The organism is Mesorhizobium sp. CAU 1732 (assembly GCF_039888675.1).
In the GTDB taxonomy this organism is placed as follows: domain Bacteria; phylum Pseudomonadota; class Alphaproteobacteria; order Rhizobiales; family Rhizobiaceae; genus Aerobium.
In genome coordinates, this window is the sequence record NZ_JBDQQR010000001.1 from 3,271,676 (window position 1) to 3,288,101 (window position 16,426).

General features: G+C 64.5%; 13 protein-coding genes. All 13 read right to left on the reverse strand.

Translation table 11 applies throughout. The annotated features are described in order from the left end of the window. Positions 1-35 precede the first annotated feature (35 nt). Positions 36-1,709, reverse strand: a complete 1,674-nt coding sequence (gene recN / locus AAFN55_RS15920) for a DNA repair protein RecN (protein ID WP_347799804.1) — start codon at positions 1,707-1,709, stop codon at positions 36-38. Positions 1,710-1,723: 14 nt separating this feature from the next. Beyond that, entirely contained in the window at positions 1,724-2,590 is an 867-nt protein-coding gene (locus AAFN55_RS15925; protein WP_347799805.1) for an outer membrane protein assembly factor BamD, read from the reverse strand. 181 nt (positions 2,591-2,771) lie between these two features. Next, positions 2,772-3,722, reverse strand: a complete 951-nt coding sequence (gene lpxC, locus AAFN55_RS15930; RefSeq protein ID WP_347799806.1) for a UDP-3-O-acyl-N-acetylglucosamine deacetylase — start codon at positions 3,720-3,722, stop codon at positions 2,772-2,774. 273 nt (positions 3,723-3,995) lie between these two features. Next, positions 3,996-5,660, reverse strand: coding sequence for a cell division protein FtsZ (ftsZ, locus tag AAFN55_RS15935; protein ID WP_347799807.1), 1,665 nt, complete (start codon positions 5,658-5,660; stop codon positions 3,996-3,998). Positions 5,661-5,725: 65 nt separating this feature from the next. Continuing rightward, on the reverse strand, positions 5,726-7,039 hold the full coding sequence (gene ftsA, locus AAFN55_RS15940; RefSeq protein WP_347799808.1) for a cell division protein FtsA: 1,314 nt from the start codon (positions 7,037-7,039) through the stop codon (positions 5,726-5,728). After that, positions 7,036-7,971: a cell division protein FtsQ/DivIB gene (locus tag AAFN55_RS15945; RefSeq protein WP_347799809.1), complete on the reverse strand. Its 936-nt coding sequence runs from the start codon at positions 7,969-7,971 to the stop codon at positions 7,036-7,038. The genes ftsA and AAFN55_RS15945 overlap by 4 nt, the downstream gene beginning before the upstream one ends. Continuing rightward, positions 7,959-8,885, reverse strand: a complete 927-nt coding sequence (locus tag AAFN55_RS15950) for a D-alanine--D-alanine ligase (RefSeq protein ID WP_347799810.1) — start codon at positions 8,883-8,885, stop codon at positions 7,959-7,961. Before AAFN55_RS15950 ends, AAFN55_RS15945 begins: the two co-directional genes overlap by 13 nt. A 385-nt stretch (positions 8,886-9,270) precedes the next feature. After that, complete coding sequence (gene murB, locus AAFN55_RS15955; RefSeq protein WP_347799811.1) at positions 9,271-10,236, reverse strand: UDP-N-acetylmuramate dehydrogenase; 966 nt, start codon at positions 10,234-10,236, stop codon at positions 9,271-9,273. Next, the gene (murC, locus tag AAFN55_RS15960; protein ID WP_347799812.1) at positions 10,233-11,636 is read right to left on the reverse strand and encodes a UDP-N-acetylmuramate--L-alanine ligase; all 1,404 of its coding nucleotides are present in this window, start codon (positions 11,634-11,636) and stop codon (positions 10,233-10,235) included. The genes murB and murC overlap by 4 nt, the downstream gene beginning before the upstream one ends. Further along, the gene (murG, locus tag AAFN55_RS15965; protein WP_347799813.1) at positions 11,633-12,760 is read right to left on the reverse strand and encodes an undecaprenyldiphospho-muramoylpentapeptide beta-N-acetylglucosaminyltransferase; all 1,128 of its coding nucleotides are present in this window, start codon (positions 12,758-12,760) and stop codon (positions 11,633-11,635) included. The genes murC and murG overlap by 4 nt, the downstream gene beginning before the upstream one ends. 8 nt (positions 12,761-12,768) lie before the next feature. Further along, on the reverse strand, positions 12,769-13,923 hold the full coding sequence (ftsW, locus tag AAFN55_RS15970) for a putative lipid II flippase FtsW (protein WP_347799814.1): 1,155 nt from the start codon (positions 13,921-13,923) through the stop codon (positions 12,769-12,771). Further along, positions 13,923-15,323: a UDP-N-acetylmuramoyl-L-alanine--D-glutamate ligase gene (murD, locus tag AAFN55_RS15975; protein ID WP_347799815.1), complete on the reverse strand. Its 1,401-nt coding sequence runs from the start codon at positions 15,321-15,323 to the stop codon at positions 13,923-13,925. The genes ftsW and murD overlap by 1 nt, the downstream gene beginning before the upstream one ends. A 4-nt stretch (positions 15,324-15,327) precedes the next feature. Further along, positions 15,328-16,410, reverse strand: a complete 1,083-nt coding sequence (mraY, locus tag AAFN55_RS15980; RefSeq protein WP_347799816.1) for a phospho-N-acetylmuramoyl-pentapeptide-transferase — start codon at positions 16,408-16,410, stop codon at positions 15,328-15,330. Between the last annotated feature and the right edge of the window lie 16 nt (positions 16,411-16,426).

Sequence of the window (16,426 nt, forward strand, 5' to 3'; positions counted from 1 at the left end):
TCAAGACCGCGTTGTCAGGAACGGGCGCTTGCCCCCTACCCGGCCGAGGCATTCTCGCGCAGCAGCCGGTCCGCAGCCGCGCGCGCCTCGTCGGTGATCGTCGCGCCGGCGAGCATGCGCGCGATTTCTTCCTGCCTGTCGCCACGCGCCAACGATACGACGCCGGTGGCCACGCGGTCGGCTCCGCCCGATTTCGAGATCAGATAGTGCGTGCCGGCACGCGCCGCCACCTGCGGCGCATGGGTGACGGACAGGACCTGAATGCGCTCTGCAAGACGCGCGAGACGCTGCCCGATCGCATCCGCGACCGCGCCCCCGACGCCGGTGTCGATTTCATCAAAAACGAGTGTCGGCGCGGAGCCACGGTCGGCCAGCGCGACCTTGAGCGCCAGCAAAAAGCGGGACAACTCGCCGCCAGAAGCGACCTTCATGATCGGTCCGGGCTTGGTGCCGGGGTTGGTCCGCACCCAGAACTCGATCTCGTCGATGCCGCTCTCAGAACGGTTGTCGGGTTCGGAGGTAATTTCGACGATGAACTCCGCGCGCTCCAGCTTCAGCGCCGGCAGTTCCTTCATCACCGATTTGGCAAGCGCACCGGCGGTTCCCTTGCGCAATTCCGACAGATGGGCCGCAGCCTCGTCGAAAGCGGCACGGGCGGCGATCGCGTCGCGCTCAAGGCCGGCCAGACGCTCCTCGCCGGCATCCAGATCGGCCAGATCGGCCGCCATCGTGTCGCGCAGCGCCGCGAGATCGTCCACCGAAACGGAATGCTTGCGGGCGACCGCCCGGAGCGCGAACAGGCGCTCTTCCGCCTGTTCCAGCGCGCGCGGGTCGAATTCGGCCGCGCGAAGCGCCTCGTCCACCGCGACCTGTGCCTCATCGAGCGAGATCAACGAATCGTCGAGCGCCTTGATGATTCCGTCCAGCAGGCCCGGAACTTCGCCTGCCTTGCGCTGCAGCCGTCGAAGCAGGCTGGCAAGCTGCGGAACGGCCGAATCCTGTCCGCTGAGCACGTCCTGCGCATCGGCTATGTCGGTCGCGATCTTCTCCGCACGCATCATCCCGGCGCGCCGATCGGCGAGGTCCGATTCTTCGCCCGGTTGCGGATCGAGCTTGGAGAGTTCCTCCACGGAGGCGCGCAGATAATCCGCCTCGCGCGCGGCCGCCTCGACCTTTGCACGATGCCGCAGAAGTGCCTGGTCGCTGTCGCGCCATGTCTTCCAGGCCCGGGCGACCGACTGGGCTACCCCCACATGCCCGCCGAACGCATCGAGCAGGTCGCGATGCGCAGCGGCATCGACCAGAGCCCGGTCGTCATGCTGTCCGTGGATTTCGACGAGCGCACGGCCGATCTCGCGCAGCAGCGTCACGCTCGCCGGCTGATCGTTCACGAAAACGCGGCTGCGTCCGTCGGCCGACTGGATGCGCCGCAAAATGAGATCGCCATCGTCATCGAACGCATTGCTGCGCAGGATATCGCGTGCCGGATGGTTGGTGGGAACATCGAAGATGGCGGTGACGTTGCCCTGGGTCGCGCCATTGCGCACCAGGGAGGCGTCGCCGCGGGCGCCAAGTGTCAGGGACAGAGCATCGAGCAAAATCGACTTGCCCGCGCCCGTCTCGCCGGTCAGCACCGACAAACCCGACGAAAAATCGATGTCGAGCCGCTCGATCAGGACGATATCGCGGATCGACAGGTGTGAGAGCATCTATGTCGTAAGCGTCAGGTTCCGGCGATGAGTCTGCCGGCGGCGCTGAGCCATGAACCGGAATTCTCACGGGGTTCCAGGCCGCCCGACTGCAAGAGCGCGTAGGAATCCTTGTACCACTGGCTTTCCGGATAGTTGTGGCCCAGAACCGCGGCTGCGGTCTGTGCCTCGGACGCCAGGCCCATCGCGTAATACGTTTCGACCAGGCGCGCGAGCGCTTCCTCGACGTGACGCGTGTTGGAATAGACCTCGACCACGTTGCGGAAGCGCTTCACGGAAGCGATGTATTCGCGGCGTTCCTGATAGTAGCGGCCGATCTGCATTTCCTTGCCGGCAAGCTGGTCGCGCGCAAAACGGATCTTCGCGTTCGCGTCCTCGACATATTCCGACTCGGGCCAGCGATCGACGACTTCCTGCATGGCCTCGACGGCGCGCCGCGACTCTTTCTGGTCGCGCGTGACATCGGGAATCTGGCGGAAATAGCTCAGGCCGACGATGTACTGGGCGTAAGCCGCGTCCTCGGAGGTCGGATAGAGCGAGACGTAGCGCTTGCCCGCCGTGATCGCCTCTTCATACTTGCCGAGGCGGTAGTTGGAGAACGCGTTCATCACCATCGAGCGACGTGCATATTCCGAATAGGGATGCTGGCGATCGACCGCTTCGAACTTGCGCGCGGCTTCCGTCATGCGGCCCGCTTCGAGGTTCGCAAGGCCCTGATTGTACAGCGCGTCGGCGGGTTCCACGGTGTCGACATAGGATGCGAGATCGACGTCGCGCTCGGTGGCGCAGGCCGAAACGATCAAGGGCAGCACCAAAGCAGATGCAACCAGCCCAAATGAGCGGCGGCGCCTCTCGGCAGCGGCTGTCCGAAATTCAGTCATAACGGGTACTCGCCCCTCTGGCGTTCAGTAAGCAGACGTCGCGGCAGTCTTAATCGAACTGCCGCCCCTCGGCAACGTTGTTGCCACGCAATGGCGCTTTTTTGTGGCGGCGCATGACGCCTGTTTAAGACGTCGTAAACCATGAGGGACAGCTCACTGTCCCGGCTCGTCGAAGCGGTGATCAGATCATCCAGGGCGCGTAGACCGGCGCATTGACGGCGATCATCTCGGCACCGCGACCACGCTCGCGACGACCGGTCTCGACGACTTCGAAAGCCGAGCGGTCGGACAGGAGCCTGCGAAGTGCCGCGGCATTGAGACGATGCCCGCCGCGATAGGAGCGGAAGCAGCCGATGAAGCGCGCGCCGGCAAGCGCCAGGTCGCCCAACGCGTCCAGCATCTTGTGACGCACGAACTCGTTCGGATAGCGCAGGCCCTCGATGTTGATGACGCGATCGTCGTCGCCGATCACCACAGAATTCTCGAGCGAGGAACCGAGTGCATAGCCGGCCGCCCAGAGACGCTCGACATCCTTCATGAAACCGAAGGTGCGTGCCCGCGCAATGTCACGCCGAAAAACCTCCGGCGTAATATCGGCAGCGAAGAACTGGCGTCCGATGACCGGGCTCTCGAAATCGATCTCGACCTCGAATCGCGTGCCGTCATAAGGCTTGAATTCAGCCCAGGACGGACCGCTCTCGATGCGGACAGGCTTGATGATCCTGATATAGCGACGCTTGACCGACTGCTGCACGATGCCGGCCTGATCGAACGCCTCGACGAACATCATTGCGCTGCCATCGAGGATCGGCACTTCGTTGCCATCGATCTCGATCAGGACATTATCCAGACCGAGTGACGAAAGCGCGGCGAGCAGATGCTCGACGGTTGCGACGTGAACACCGTCAAGATCGCCCAGCGCCGTGCAAAGATCGGTTCCACCGACCTCAGCCACCAGCGCGCGCAACTCCACCGAATCGCCGTCCCCGTCGATACGCGAGAACACGATTCCGGTGTCAGCATCCGCCGGATTGAAATGGATGGAAACGGGCTTTCCGCTGTGAACACCCATGCCGGACAGCGACACGCGCGACTTGAGCGTCGTCTGGTAATCGTGCAAGTCAATCCCCATAAACCCGTCCCAAATACGCCCGCTGCGTCGTCATTTCGACTGCGGTTCTACTGACGGTTGGTGGACTCTCATCCCCACGAATCCCCGACCGCTACGGTTGCGGCGAAGATAATGTGACGGACAGGAGACTCCAAATCACGGTTTCTTACCTACTGTTACGCCGCACAACAATCGAACGCGCAACGTTAACGCTTTGTTATCACTGACTCTTTCGGGCACGAAAGCGGACGCCGAAGCGCCCGCTCGTTACAATTCGTTACGCGACGTGAAGGGCTAGTTTGCCTGCCTGCGAAGGAAGGCCGGAATCTCCAGCTGATCGTCGTCCTGAGCCGCACGCGGCTGCACGGAAAGGCGGCCCTGATCGTCGAGCTGGCCACGCTTGGGAGCATAGACCTGCGCGTCCGGGCTCGGTGCGCGACGCGCCTCGGGGGCCGGCTGACGAAGGCGCGGCTCGCGCGGCTGCGCGGGCTGCAGACGTGCAGGCTCTTCCTCACGACGCGACAGACCGGCGGTCAGGCGCTTGAGCAGACCCATCGGGCCCCGCTCCTCATTGTCGTGATGATCGGCATGTCCGCCCTGCATCTCGGCGCGAACCACCGGCGGGAAGTCTTCCACGCGCGGCATGCGCGGCTGGACCGGCTGAGCCATCTGCGGGGCCATCTCGACGGGTGCCGCACGCATCGGCTCCTGATGATGAACCTGCTGCGGTGCTGGCGCCTGCTCGACCGGCTGCTGGAACAGCTTGCTGTGCGGGCGGAATGCCGGCTCGGGTGCCGCATGCGTTGGTGCCGCCGCGAGTTCGGCGTTCATCTCGGCGATGCGGATGGCTTCGGCGACCGGGTCGGAAGCGCGCGGCGCTTCCTGCATGACGGGTGCCGCTGCTGCAGGGCGCACCTCGACGGGACGCTGCTGCTGGATCGGCTTCTGCGGCGCCTGGCGGATCTGGATCGGCGCCGTGTTGATGTCGGCTGCCGCCTTGTCGATGCCGGTCGCAACGACCGAGACGCGGATGACGCCTTCCAGTTCCTCGTCGAACGTCGCGCCGAGGATGATGTTGGCTTCCTGGTCGACTTCTTCACGGATGCGGGTTGCAGCCTCGTCGACTTCGAACAGCGTCATGTCGCGGCCGCCGGTGATGGAGATCAGCAGGCCACGCGCGCCCTTCATCGAGGTCTCGTCGAGGAGCGGATTGGCGATCGCGGCCTCCGCGGCAGCCATTGCGCGGCCGTCGCCGGATGCTTCGCCGGTGCCCATCATCGCCTTGCCCATCTCGCGCATCACCGAACGAACGTCGGCGAAGTCGAGATTGATGAGGCCTTCCTTGACCATCAGGTCGGTGATGCAGGCGACGCCCGAATAGAGCACCTGGTCGGCCATCGCGAAAGCATCGGCGAAGGTGGTCTTGTCGTTGGCGATCCGGAACAGGTTCTGGTTCGGGATGACGATCAGCGTGTCGACGCACTTCTGCAGTTCCTCGATGCCGAGGTCCGCGGTCTTCATGCGGCGCTGGCCTTCGAAGTGGAACGGCTTGGTGACGACGCCGACGGTGAGGATGCCCTTTTCGCGCGCCGCACGCGCAACGACGGGGGCAGCACCGGTGCCGGTTCCGCCGCCCATGCCGGCGGTGACGAAGCACATGTGGGTGTTGGAGAGGTGATCGACGATCTCGTCGATGCACTCTTCAGCCGCCGCACGGCCGACTTCCGGCTGCGAACCGGCGCCGAGCCCCTCGGTGACGTGGGCGCCGAGCTGGATCAGGCGATCCGACTTCGACATCGTCAGCGCCTGCGCGTCGGTGTTTGCAACCACGAAGTCGACGCCCCTCAGGCCGGCCGTGATCATGTTGTTGACGGCATTGCCGCCGCCGCCGCCGACACCGAACACGGTGATGCGTGGCTTGAGCTCGGTGATGTCCGGCTTCTGCAGATTGATGGTCATTGTCTCCGTCCTTTGCCTTTCCCGCCGCTTCGCCGCCGCGGCTGCGTGGGGTGTCCCCGCTTGATTCAAAAACTGTCTCTAAACCACTGACTTACGCGCTGGAGTCTGCCGCCGGTACCGGTAGCCTTGAAACGCATGCTACCTCCCTTGCCGTACCGGCTCTCGAAACTTGCAACCTGAGGATAAATGAGCAGCCCGACCGTGGTCGCGAAGGCCGGCCCCTTGGCCGCCTCCGGCAGACCGGTCACGCCGAGCGGCCGTCCAAGCCGCACATTGCGCGCCAGGATCCGCCGCGCTGCTTCCGGAAGGCCGGCGAGTTGGCTCGCGCCGCCCGTCAGCACGACGCGCTTGCCCACGACGCTTCCGAAGCCGGACTTGTTCAGATGGTCGCGCACGATCTCGAGGGTCTCCTCGATGCGGGCGCGGATGATCTTGTTCATGACGGCGCGCGGCGCCTGCTGCGGCACCTCGCCATCATCGGGTCCCATCGGATGGATGGTGACCATGTCGCGATCGTCGTCGGCCGACGGCAAGGCCGAGCCATGCATGACCTTGAGCCGCTCGGCGTGTTCCTTGCGCGTCGAGAGGCCGCGCGCGAGATCCATCGTCACATGGCCGCCGCCGATGGGCAGCACTTCCGCATGGACGAACTTGCCTTCCGCGAAGATCGAGATCGTGGTCGTGCCGCCGCCCATGTCGATGCAGGCGGCACCCATCTCGGCCTCATCGTCGACGAGCGCCGACAGGCCGCTGGCATAGGGCGTCGCGACCATGCGCTCGACGGAGAGATGCGAGCGGTTCACGCACAGTTCGAGATTGCGCAGCGGCGCGCCGTCTGCCGTCAGAACGTGCATGTCGACGCCGAGCTGGTCTCCGATCATGCCGCGTGGGTCGCGCATGCCGCGCTCGGTGTCGAGCGAGAAGCCGATCGGCAGCGCATGGACGACTTCGCGTTCGGCGCGCAGCGCCTGCTTGGCGCCCGCTGCCAGGACGCGCTTGATGTCGGCCTCGCCCGCTTCGTGACCGCCCAGATTGACCGACGACGAATAGACCGAGCTTTTCATCCGACCGGCCGACACGTTCACGAACAGCGATTCGACGGTCAGGCCAGCCATGCGCTCGGCCGCATCGACCGCCAGCCTGATCGACTGCTCGGCACGGTCGAGATCGATGATGACGCCCGACTTCACGCCCAGCGACTTCTGGTGCCCGATGCCGATGACCTTGACCTTGTGCGTGCGGCCGGGAAGGCGCTCGCTCTCCTCGCAAGGCTTCAGGTTGCCGATGACGCAGCACACTTTCGTGGAGCCGACATCGAGCACGGTGACGATACCGGAGCGTCCGGCCGTCGAATCGTTTTGTCCACCAAGCCAGCTCATATCTGCCGCTCCGCCGGCTTGTATCTCTTGCCGAGGCGCTCCTTGAGGGAAGCCTCGCGGGCCTCTGCGGCATCGGTGCTCAGCTTGACGATCAGACGATCGCCAAACCGCATGTCCACGGTTTCGATATCGCGCGACAGCAGCGCATGGTCCTTGTCGAGCGCGAGCAGGTCGGCAATGGCCTGATCCTCGCCAACCTCGGGAAGTTTGATGGTGATGCCGTTCTCCAGTCGCAGGTTCCAGCGCCGATCCGATATGCGAACGTAGCCGCGGATCCGCGACGCGAGTTCCGGGTAGGCCGCGACCTTGGCGATGAAATCGGCCGCCGGACCTTCGGCACCCGCACCGACGACCAGCGGCAGCGCCAGATGCCGCGAACCGGACACCGGCGCGATGACCTCGCCATTTTCCTCGATCAGCGACAAGCGGCTGCCCTGCTGCCAGATCGCGTAAGGCGCGCGCTCGACGACCTTCACTTCCAACGTTGCCGGATAGATTTTGCGCACCGACGCAGTCTCGACCCAGGGAAGGCTCGCAATGCGCTGGCGCGCCTCCTCCGGATCGAACCCGACGAGAGAGGTCCAGCCATCCAGGCCGACGCGATCGAAGATATCGATCTCCGAGGTCTCCACATTGCCGCTGACACGAATTTCGTCGATGGCGAAACCCGTGCGCGCCGTAACCGCCTGTACAGCCGATGGCAAATGACCGCCGATCACCGCGCCATAGATCGAGAACGCGCCAATCACACCGGCAGACAGAGCCGCCATCGTATAGGGCGGAGCCTCGATCTCGCCGGAGACGAAACGCGCAAAAAAGCGAGCCGGCTTGCGCAGCCAGCGCGGAAGAACAAAACCACCAGATGCCCGCAGCCAGCGTCCGCGCGAATCTGCGCCGGAACCGCTGCTCTGACCTGACGTCAACGCAAACACGAAGCGTCCTCCACCATCCAACTCAGGAGCTCACCAAAATTATGTCCCGCTTGCGCGGCAATCTCAGGCACCAGCGACGTCGGCGTCATTCCCGGCTGCGTGTTGACTTCCAGCCAGATCAGCTCGCCATTTTCGGAATGGCGATCGTCGTAACGGAAGTCCGACCGGGAGACGCCGCGGCAGCCAATCGCTTGGTGTGCCTTGAGCGCCAGTGTCTGTACTTTTTGGTAAATAAAGGATGAAACTTTTGCGGGGCATTCGTGTTTTGAGCCGCCCTCGGCATATTTTGAATCAAAATCGTAGAATGTGTGACCGACCGGAATGATCTCGGTCACGCCAAGCGCCACATCGCCCATGACCGCGCATGTCAGCTCGCGTCCATGGATGAACCGCTCGACCATTACCGTGTCGCCGTAGCGCCACTCCGTGGAGCTGATGACCTGCGGCGGATGCGACTGATCCTCCTTCACGATCACGACGCCGAAGCTCGACCCTTCGCTGACCGGTTTGACCACGTAAGGCGGCTTCATCGGATGCGTGTTGCCGATATCGAAACGGTTCATGACTTTCGATTCGGCGACAGGAATGCCTGCAGCCTTCGCGACGCGTTTGGCCTGCTCCTTGTTCATCGCAAGCGCCGAGGCGAGCACGCCGGAATGCGTATACGGGATCTGCAGATATTCGAGGATGCCCTGAATGGTGCCGTCCTCGCCATAGGGGCCGTGCAGCGCATTGAACGCGACATCGGGACGAAGCTCGGAGAGCACCGTGGCCACGTCGCGCCCCACATCGACCCGCGTGACCGTGTAGCCCTCCGCCTCGAGCGCATCGGCACATGGATTGCCGGACCAGAGCGAGACCTGTCTCTCCGATGAAAACCCGCCCAGAAGGACAGCTACATGCTTCTTCGCCATGCCCGGCAATTCCCCTCTTCGGTCGGGCCAATCGCAATTCCGCAAGCTTGAGTCCAACCACTCCGGCAGCCGCACTGCCAGACCGGGACGCGAGACAAACGCGTGCTCGACTCAAACTGGAAAACGAATCTGCCCTAAGGAATCAGAGCTTGGAGTCTGCGGCAAGAGCCTGTGGAACGATCGGTGATTTTTCTTGCAGAATCAGAGGGGAGATGCGCGCCGTCGGAAAAATGCAAGCCCGCTTGCGGTCACGCTTTGCGACAGATGGCTGCGCATATCGCAAGCGCACGTGATCGCGGATACCTCATCACCGCGGAGGGATTCGAAGCCCGAACGAGAGACGAGCCGATCAGTCGGCGCTGGCGCTCCCCGGCGTCAGCGCGTCCTAGAGAAGCTGCCCCAGAAACTCCTGCACCTCGCGACCGCGCTTGAACGCGCCGAGCCGCTTGATCTCCCATTCGAGCCTGATGCCCGAATGTTCGAGCACCGTCGCCCGCACCGTCTCGCCCAGATACTCAAGGTCGTATCCCGTGGCGTTGCCGGTGTTGATCATGAAGTTGCAGTGCATAGGCGACATCTGCGCGCCGCCGATCATCACGCCACGGCACCCTGCCCGGTCGATTTCCTTCCAGGCCGACGTGCCGTCCGGGTTCTTGAAGGTGGAGCCGCCGGTCTTTTCCTTGATCGGCTGGACCGTCTCGCGGTGCGTCTGCACGGCATCCATCGCCGCCCGGATCGCGACGGGGTCTTCCGCGAAGCCTTCGAACTCGGCGGAGACGAAGATCATATCCTTCGGCGCCGACGAGTGCCGGTAGGCATAGCCCATCTGCCCATTGGAAAATTCGTGAACGTCGCCGCCGCGATCGATGGCGCGGACGGACACGACACGGTCGCGCGTCTCGACGCCGTTGGCGCCCGCATTCATGCGCAGCGCACCGCCGATCGCGCCGGGGATGCCGTGGTAGAAATGAAACCCGCCGATACCGGCTTCCAGCGCTGCGGCGGCCACGCGCTTGTCGGGCACCGCCGCGCCTGCCCTGATCCTGTTGTCGCCGATCGCCTCGACGGCGCCGAACCCCTTTGCGGAAAGCCGGATGACGACACCGCGTATCCCGCCCTCACGAACCAGAAGGTTGGAGCCCACACCCACAACCATGACAGGAACGTCCGTCGGCAACACTCTGAGGAGATTCGACAAATCCTCCTCGTCGGCAGGCTGGAAAAGCAACTCGGCCGGGCCGCCGGCGCGAAACCAGGTGATCGCGTCCATCGGCGCGTCGGGCGTCAGCCGTCCGCGAATGCCGTTTACCGCATCGCCCAGACGCGCCAGCAAAGCCGCGCCGTCCGTCATGCGCCGGCCTCGAGTTCCTTGGGCAGCGCGTAAGCCCACTGGGTGATGTTGCCCGCACCGAGCAGCACGACGAAGTCGCCGTCACGCGCGAGATCGCGAACGAGCGGTGCGATCGCCGATGGCCCGTCGATGGTGCGGGCGTCGCGATGTCCGCCGGCGCGAATGCGTCCCACGAGATGTTCAGCGTCGATGCCCTCGATCGGGTCTTCGCCCGCCGCATAGACGGGCGCGATCATGACGACATCGGCGTCGTTGAAGCACGCCGCGAAATCGTCGAACAAGTCGCGCAGGCGCGTGAAGCGGTGCGGTTGCGCGATGGCGATCACCCTGCCCTGGCAGGCTTCGCGCGCGGCGCGCAGCACGGCCTTGATCTCGACCGGATGATGTCCGTAGTCGTCGAAGATTTGCGCGCCGTTCCATGAGCCGGTGTTGGTGAAGCGCCGCTTGACGCCGCCGAACGACGACAGGCCGCGCCTGATGTCGTCGGCGGTCATGCCGAGCTGGTGCGATACGGCGATCGCAGCGGTCGCGTTGGCGACGTTATGACGGCCGGGCATCGGCAGGCGCAGCCCCTCCATCTCCGTGGCCTCGCCGGACTTCCGGTCGCGGATGGTGACGTCGAAGACGGACGTCGCGCCATCCATGCGCACATTCGTAAAGCGCACATCCGATTGCGGGTTTTCGCCATAGGTGACGACACGCCGGTCCTCGATGCGGCTGACCAGGGATTGAACCTCCGGATGGTCGATGCACATCACGCCGAAGCCGTAAAACGGCACGTTCTCGACGAACTGGCGAAACGCCTCGCGCACCTTGTCGAACGACCCGTAATGATCGAGATGCTCGGGATCGATATTCGTGACCACCGCGATATCGGCCGGCAGCTTGAGGAACGTCCCGTCGCTCTCGTCGGCCTCGACGACCATCCACTCACCGCCGCCCATGCGCGCATTGGTGCCGTAGGCGTTGATGATGCCGCCATTGACCACGGTCGGATCGAGCCCGCCGGCATCGAGCAGCGTCGCGACCATCGACGTCGTGGTCGTCTTGCCGTGCGTTCCGCCAATCGCGATCGCATTGCGGAAGCGCATGAGCTCGGCCAGCATCTCCGCCCGTCGCACGATCGGCAAAAGCTTTTCGCGCGCGGCGATCAGTTCGGGGTTGGTTTTCTTCACTGCGGTCGACACGACCACGACTTCGGCAGCACCGAGGTTTTCGGCGCCATGCCCCACAAAACAGGTGATGCCCTTGTCGCGCAGACGCTGCACATTGGCGCTGTCTGCCTGGTCGGATCCCTGCACCTGGTAGCCGAGATTGTGCAGCACCTCGGCGATGCCGCTCATTCCGATGCCGCCAATGCCGATGAAATGCACGACGCCGATTGTCTGCGGCATCTTCATGCCTGCACTCTCCCTTTGAACGCTTCGACGGATTGGCCCGACGCAATAGCCTCTGCGAGGTCGGCGAGCAACCGTGTGGCGTCGGGTCTGCCGGCGGATTTCGCGCCGGCTGCCATGTCCGCGCATCTCTGCGGCTGGGTCATGAGATCGGTGAGCTTAGCAGCAATCGTTTCAGGCGACAGCGATGCCTGCGGGCATACCTCCGCGCCTCCGGCCGCCGCAAGTGCTGCGGCATTCGCAGCCTGGTCATGATCGAGCGCATGCGGATAGGGCACGAGGATCGCGGGCCGCCCGATCGCCGCGATCTCGGAGACGGTGGATGCGCCGGACCGTGAGATCACCAGATGCGCATGCGCGATCCGCGCGGACATGTCACCGAAGAAGGGTGATACCTCGGCGGGCACGCCGAGTTTTTCATAGGCGCCGCGAACAGCCGTCTCATCTTCCTTGCGCGCCTGCTGGACGACGCGAAGACGGGCGCGCAACTCGTCCGGCAGGAGCGCGATGGCTGCGGGAATGGCATCGGAAAAGAACTGCGCACCCTGGCTGCCGCCGAAGACGAGCAGGTTGAATGGCTGGCCTGCTGCCGACTGGCTGTAAGGCTGCCCAGCAGCCTCCAGCACCGCAGGCCGCACCGGATTGCCGGTCACGACGGTCTTGCCGGCGTGGATGCCGGCCCCGGCCGGCAGGAACCCGCCTGCGATCGCTGTTACCCGGCCGGCCAGCGCCTTGTTGGCGCGCCCCATCACCGCATTCTGTTCATGGACGATCGTCGGCACGCCGCGCCGTGTCGCAGCCCAGACCGGCGGCAATGTCGGGTAGCCGCCGAAGCCGATCACCACCTTCGGCTTGATCTCGGCGATCACCTTGCCTGCCTCGCGCGCGCCGCTCCAGATGGCCCAGAACGCACGTGCCAGCGCGACCGGGTTCTTCGACCCGATGGTCGCCGACGCGATGGCATGGATTTCGGCAGCCGGAAAAGTGCCGGCAAAGCGCCCCGCGCGGCTGTCGGTGGCCAGATGCACGGCCCAGCCACGCGCGATCAGTTCGTGAGCGAGCGCTTCCGCCGGAAAGAGATGGCCGCCGGTCCCCCCGGCGGCGAGCAGGATCGTGCCTTTCGCCATGCTGCGCGCTACTCGGCCGGCTGCATGGACGCGCCGATGCGCGGTTCGCCCACGCGGATCCGCTTCTGCGGGTCCTTGCGCGACAGCGCGAGCACCATGCCCATCGAGATCGCCATCGCGACCAGCGACGAGCCGCCATAGGAGATGAACGGCAGCGTCATGCCCTTGGCCGGCAGAAGCTGAAGGTTGACGCCCATATTGATGATGGACTGGAGCCCGAAGAGCACGACGAGGCCCGACACGGCGTATCGTGAAAAATCGTCGCTCTCGCGCGTCGACTTGGCAAGCCCGCGCAGCACCACGAAGGCGAACAGGCCGGCGATCAAGAGGCAGACGATGATGCCGAACTCCTCGCCCGCGACCGCAAACACGAAGTCGGTGTGACTGTCGGGAAGGATGCGCTTTACCGTGCCCTCGCCCGGTCCCTGACCGAGCCATCCCCCGCGTATCAGCGCGTCCCGGCCCATATCGACCTGGAACGTATCGCCTTCGCCCGTCAGGAAGCGGTCGATGCGCTCGGCGACGTGCGGGAAGAACGTATACCCCGCGAAGGCCACGCCGATGCCTGCGCCGCCGAGGACGACGATCCAGAACCAGGGCATGCCGGCCATGAAGAACATCACGCCCCAGGTAGCGAGCACCAGAAGCGTCTGTCCCAGGTCGGGCTGCGCGACCAGAAGCGCCAGGACCACGCCCAGCAGGATCATCGCGAACAGATTGCCCGGAATGTCGGGACGGCGCGCATGTTCGGAGAACAGCCACGCGCAGATGATCACGAAGGCGGGCTTCATGTATTCGGAAGGCTGGATCGAGATGCCGGCGATATGCACCCAGCGCCGCGAACCCTTGATCTCGACACCGAAATAGAGCGCCACGACCATCAGAACGAGCGAGCCGGCGAGCATCACCAGTGCGAGACGTCGCACCTGCCGCGAATTGAGGAACGACACGCCGATCATCACGACCAGTGCGGGCAGCATGAACATCATCTGGCGGGTGACGAAATGATAGCTGTCGAGGCCGATGCGCTCCGCGACCGCGGGGCTCGCCGCGAACGACAGCACCACCCCCAGACCCATCAGGGTCAGGAATGCAGCAAAGAACCAGCGGTCGATCGTCCACCACCAGTTCGACACACGTCCTCTGTCTACACGGCTGACCATCAGCGTTGCCCTCCGATTGGCTCGATGCCATCGAGCGCCAGGACCGCCTCGCGAAAGGCGTCGCCCCTGACCTCGAAATTCCTGAACTGGTCGAAACTGGCGCAGGCCGGCGACAGCATCACCACCGCCTCCTGCCCGTCATCCTGCGCGGCATCCGCCGCTGCATGGCTGAGTGCGGCCGCGAGCGTCCCCGAGATTTCATACGGTGCCGATCCGCCCAGCGTCGCCGAAAACGCAGGCGCCGCCTCGCCGATCAGGTAAGCCTTCGCGATGCGCGGGAAATAGCTCCGAAGCGTCTCGATGCCGCCCTCTTTCGCCAGGCCGCCCGCGATCCAGTAGATCCGCTGGAAGCTCGACAGCGCGGGTGCCGCGGCATCCGCATTGGTCGCCTTGGAATCGTTGATGAAGAGCACCTTGCCGCGCCGCCCGACCTGCTCCATGCGGTGCGCGAGGCCCGGAAAGCTCTCGAGCCCGGACTGGATTTCGCCAAGGTCGAGACCGACCTTCAAACAGGCCGCGACGGCCGCAAGCGCGTTCTGCGCATTGTGCTGGCCGCGCAGCGATCCCACGCCTTCGAGGAAGCCGATCCGGCTGTACTGGCCGTGAACCGCTTCCATCAGGTCGGTGCCGTCGGCGTAGTAGCCATCCGTTAGCGGCAGGCGTTTGGAGATGCGGATCACCTCCTTGCCGCAGCGCTCCAGCCGCTCGGCGATTTGCGCGCACGAGGCATCGTCGACGCCGATGATCGCGGTCTCGCTGCCCGCCACCAGCCGCTCCTTCACCTCGGCATAGCGCTGCATGGTGCCGTGCCTGTCGAGATGGTCGGGCGTCAGGTTGAGAAGAATGCCCGCCGTCGGATTGATCGAGGGTGCAAGCTCGATCTGGTAGGACGAGCATTCCACGACATAAAAGCGATCGGCGGCGAGCGGATCGAGCGTCATGATCGCGCGGCCGATATTGCCGCCCATCTGCGTATCGCGGCCCGATGCAGCGAGAATGTGAGCGATCAGCGCCGTGGTCGTCGATTTGCCGTTCGTGCCGGTCACCGCGATGAACGGCGCGTCGGGCGCCATGGCTGCGCGTTCGCGCGCGAACAGTTCGATGTCGCCGATGATCTCCACGCCGGCGCCTCTCGCGAGATCGACGGTCCAATGCGGCTTCGGATGCGTCAGCGGGACGCCCGGCGACAGGACGAAAGTCGAGAACGCAGACCAATCCGCCTGCGCGAGATCGGAAACCGGGATGCCTTCGCCCCGCGCGCGCTCGACGCTGTCGGGATTGTCGTCCCACGCGGTCACGATCGCTCCACCCTCGACGAGGGCGCGCGCGGTCGCGATCCCCGAACCACCGAGCCCGAAGAGTCCGACGCTGCGTCCGCTGAAGGTGGAGACCTTGATCATCGGATCATCTCAGCTTGAGCGTCGAAAGGCCGATCAGCGCCAGGATGACCGCGATGATCCAGAACCGGATCACGACCTGGCTTTCCGTCCAGCCGAGCTTCTCGAAATGATGATGGATCGGCGCCATCAGGAAGACGCGCTTTCCCGTCAGCTTGAACCAGGTGACCTGGATGATCACCGACATGATCTCGACGACGAACAGTCCCCCGATGATCGCAAGCACGATCTCGTGCTTGGCCGCGACTGCGACCGCGCCGATCAGGCCGCCGAGCGCCAGCGATCCGGTGTCGCCCATGAAGATGGCCGCCGGCGGCGCATTGAACCACAGGAAGCCGAGACCGGCCCCGATGACCGCGCCGAGCACCACCGAGAGTTCGCCCGTGCCGGGTGTGAAATGGATCTGCAGATAGTCGGCGAAGACGGCGTTACCGGCGAGATAGGCGATGACGCCGAAGGATGCGGCGGCGACCATCACCGGCACGATCGCCAGCCCGTCCAGCCCGTCGGTCATGTTGACCGCATTACCGGCACCCACCATCACGAACGCCGCGAACGGGATGAAGAAGATGCCGAGATTGACGATCAGGTCCTTCACGAAGGGGAAGGTCAGCGAGGAGGAAAACGGCTCCTGCCCGGCCCGCATGATCAGATAGGCTGCAACGCCGGCGATCATGAATTCGAGCAGCAACCGCATCTTGCCCGAGAAGCCCAGATCCGACTGCTTCGTCACCTTCAGATAGTCGTCATAGAAGCCGATCGCGCCGAAGCCGAGCGTCACCATCATCACGACCCAGACATAGGTGCTCGACAGATTGCCCCAGAGCAGGGTCGAACCCAGGATGCCCGAGAGCATCATCAGTCCGCCCATGGTCGGCGTACCGGCCTTCTTGAAGTGCGTCTGCGGGCCATCGGCACGGATCGGCTGGCCGCGTCCCTGGCGGATGCGCAGCGAATTGATGATCGCCGGTCCGAACATGAAGACGATCAGCGCAGACGTGATCAACGCCCCTCCGGTGCGGAAGGTGATGTAGCGAAAGACGTTGAAGGCCGAGACCTGGTCGGCGAGTCCAACGAGCAGCAAGAGCATGTGCGGCGTCCCCCGA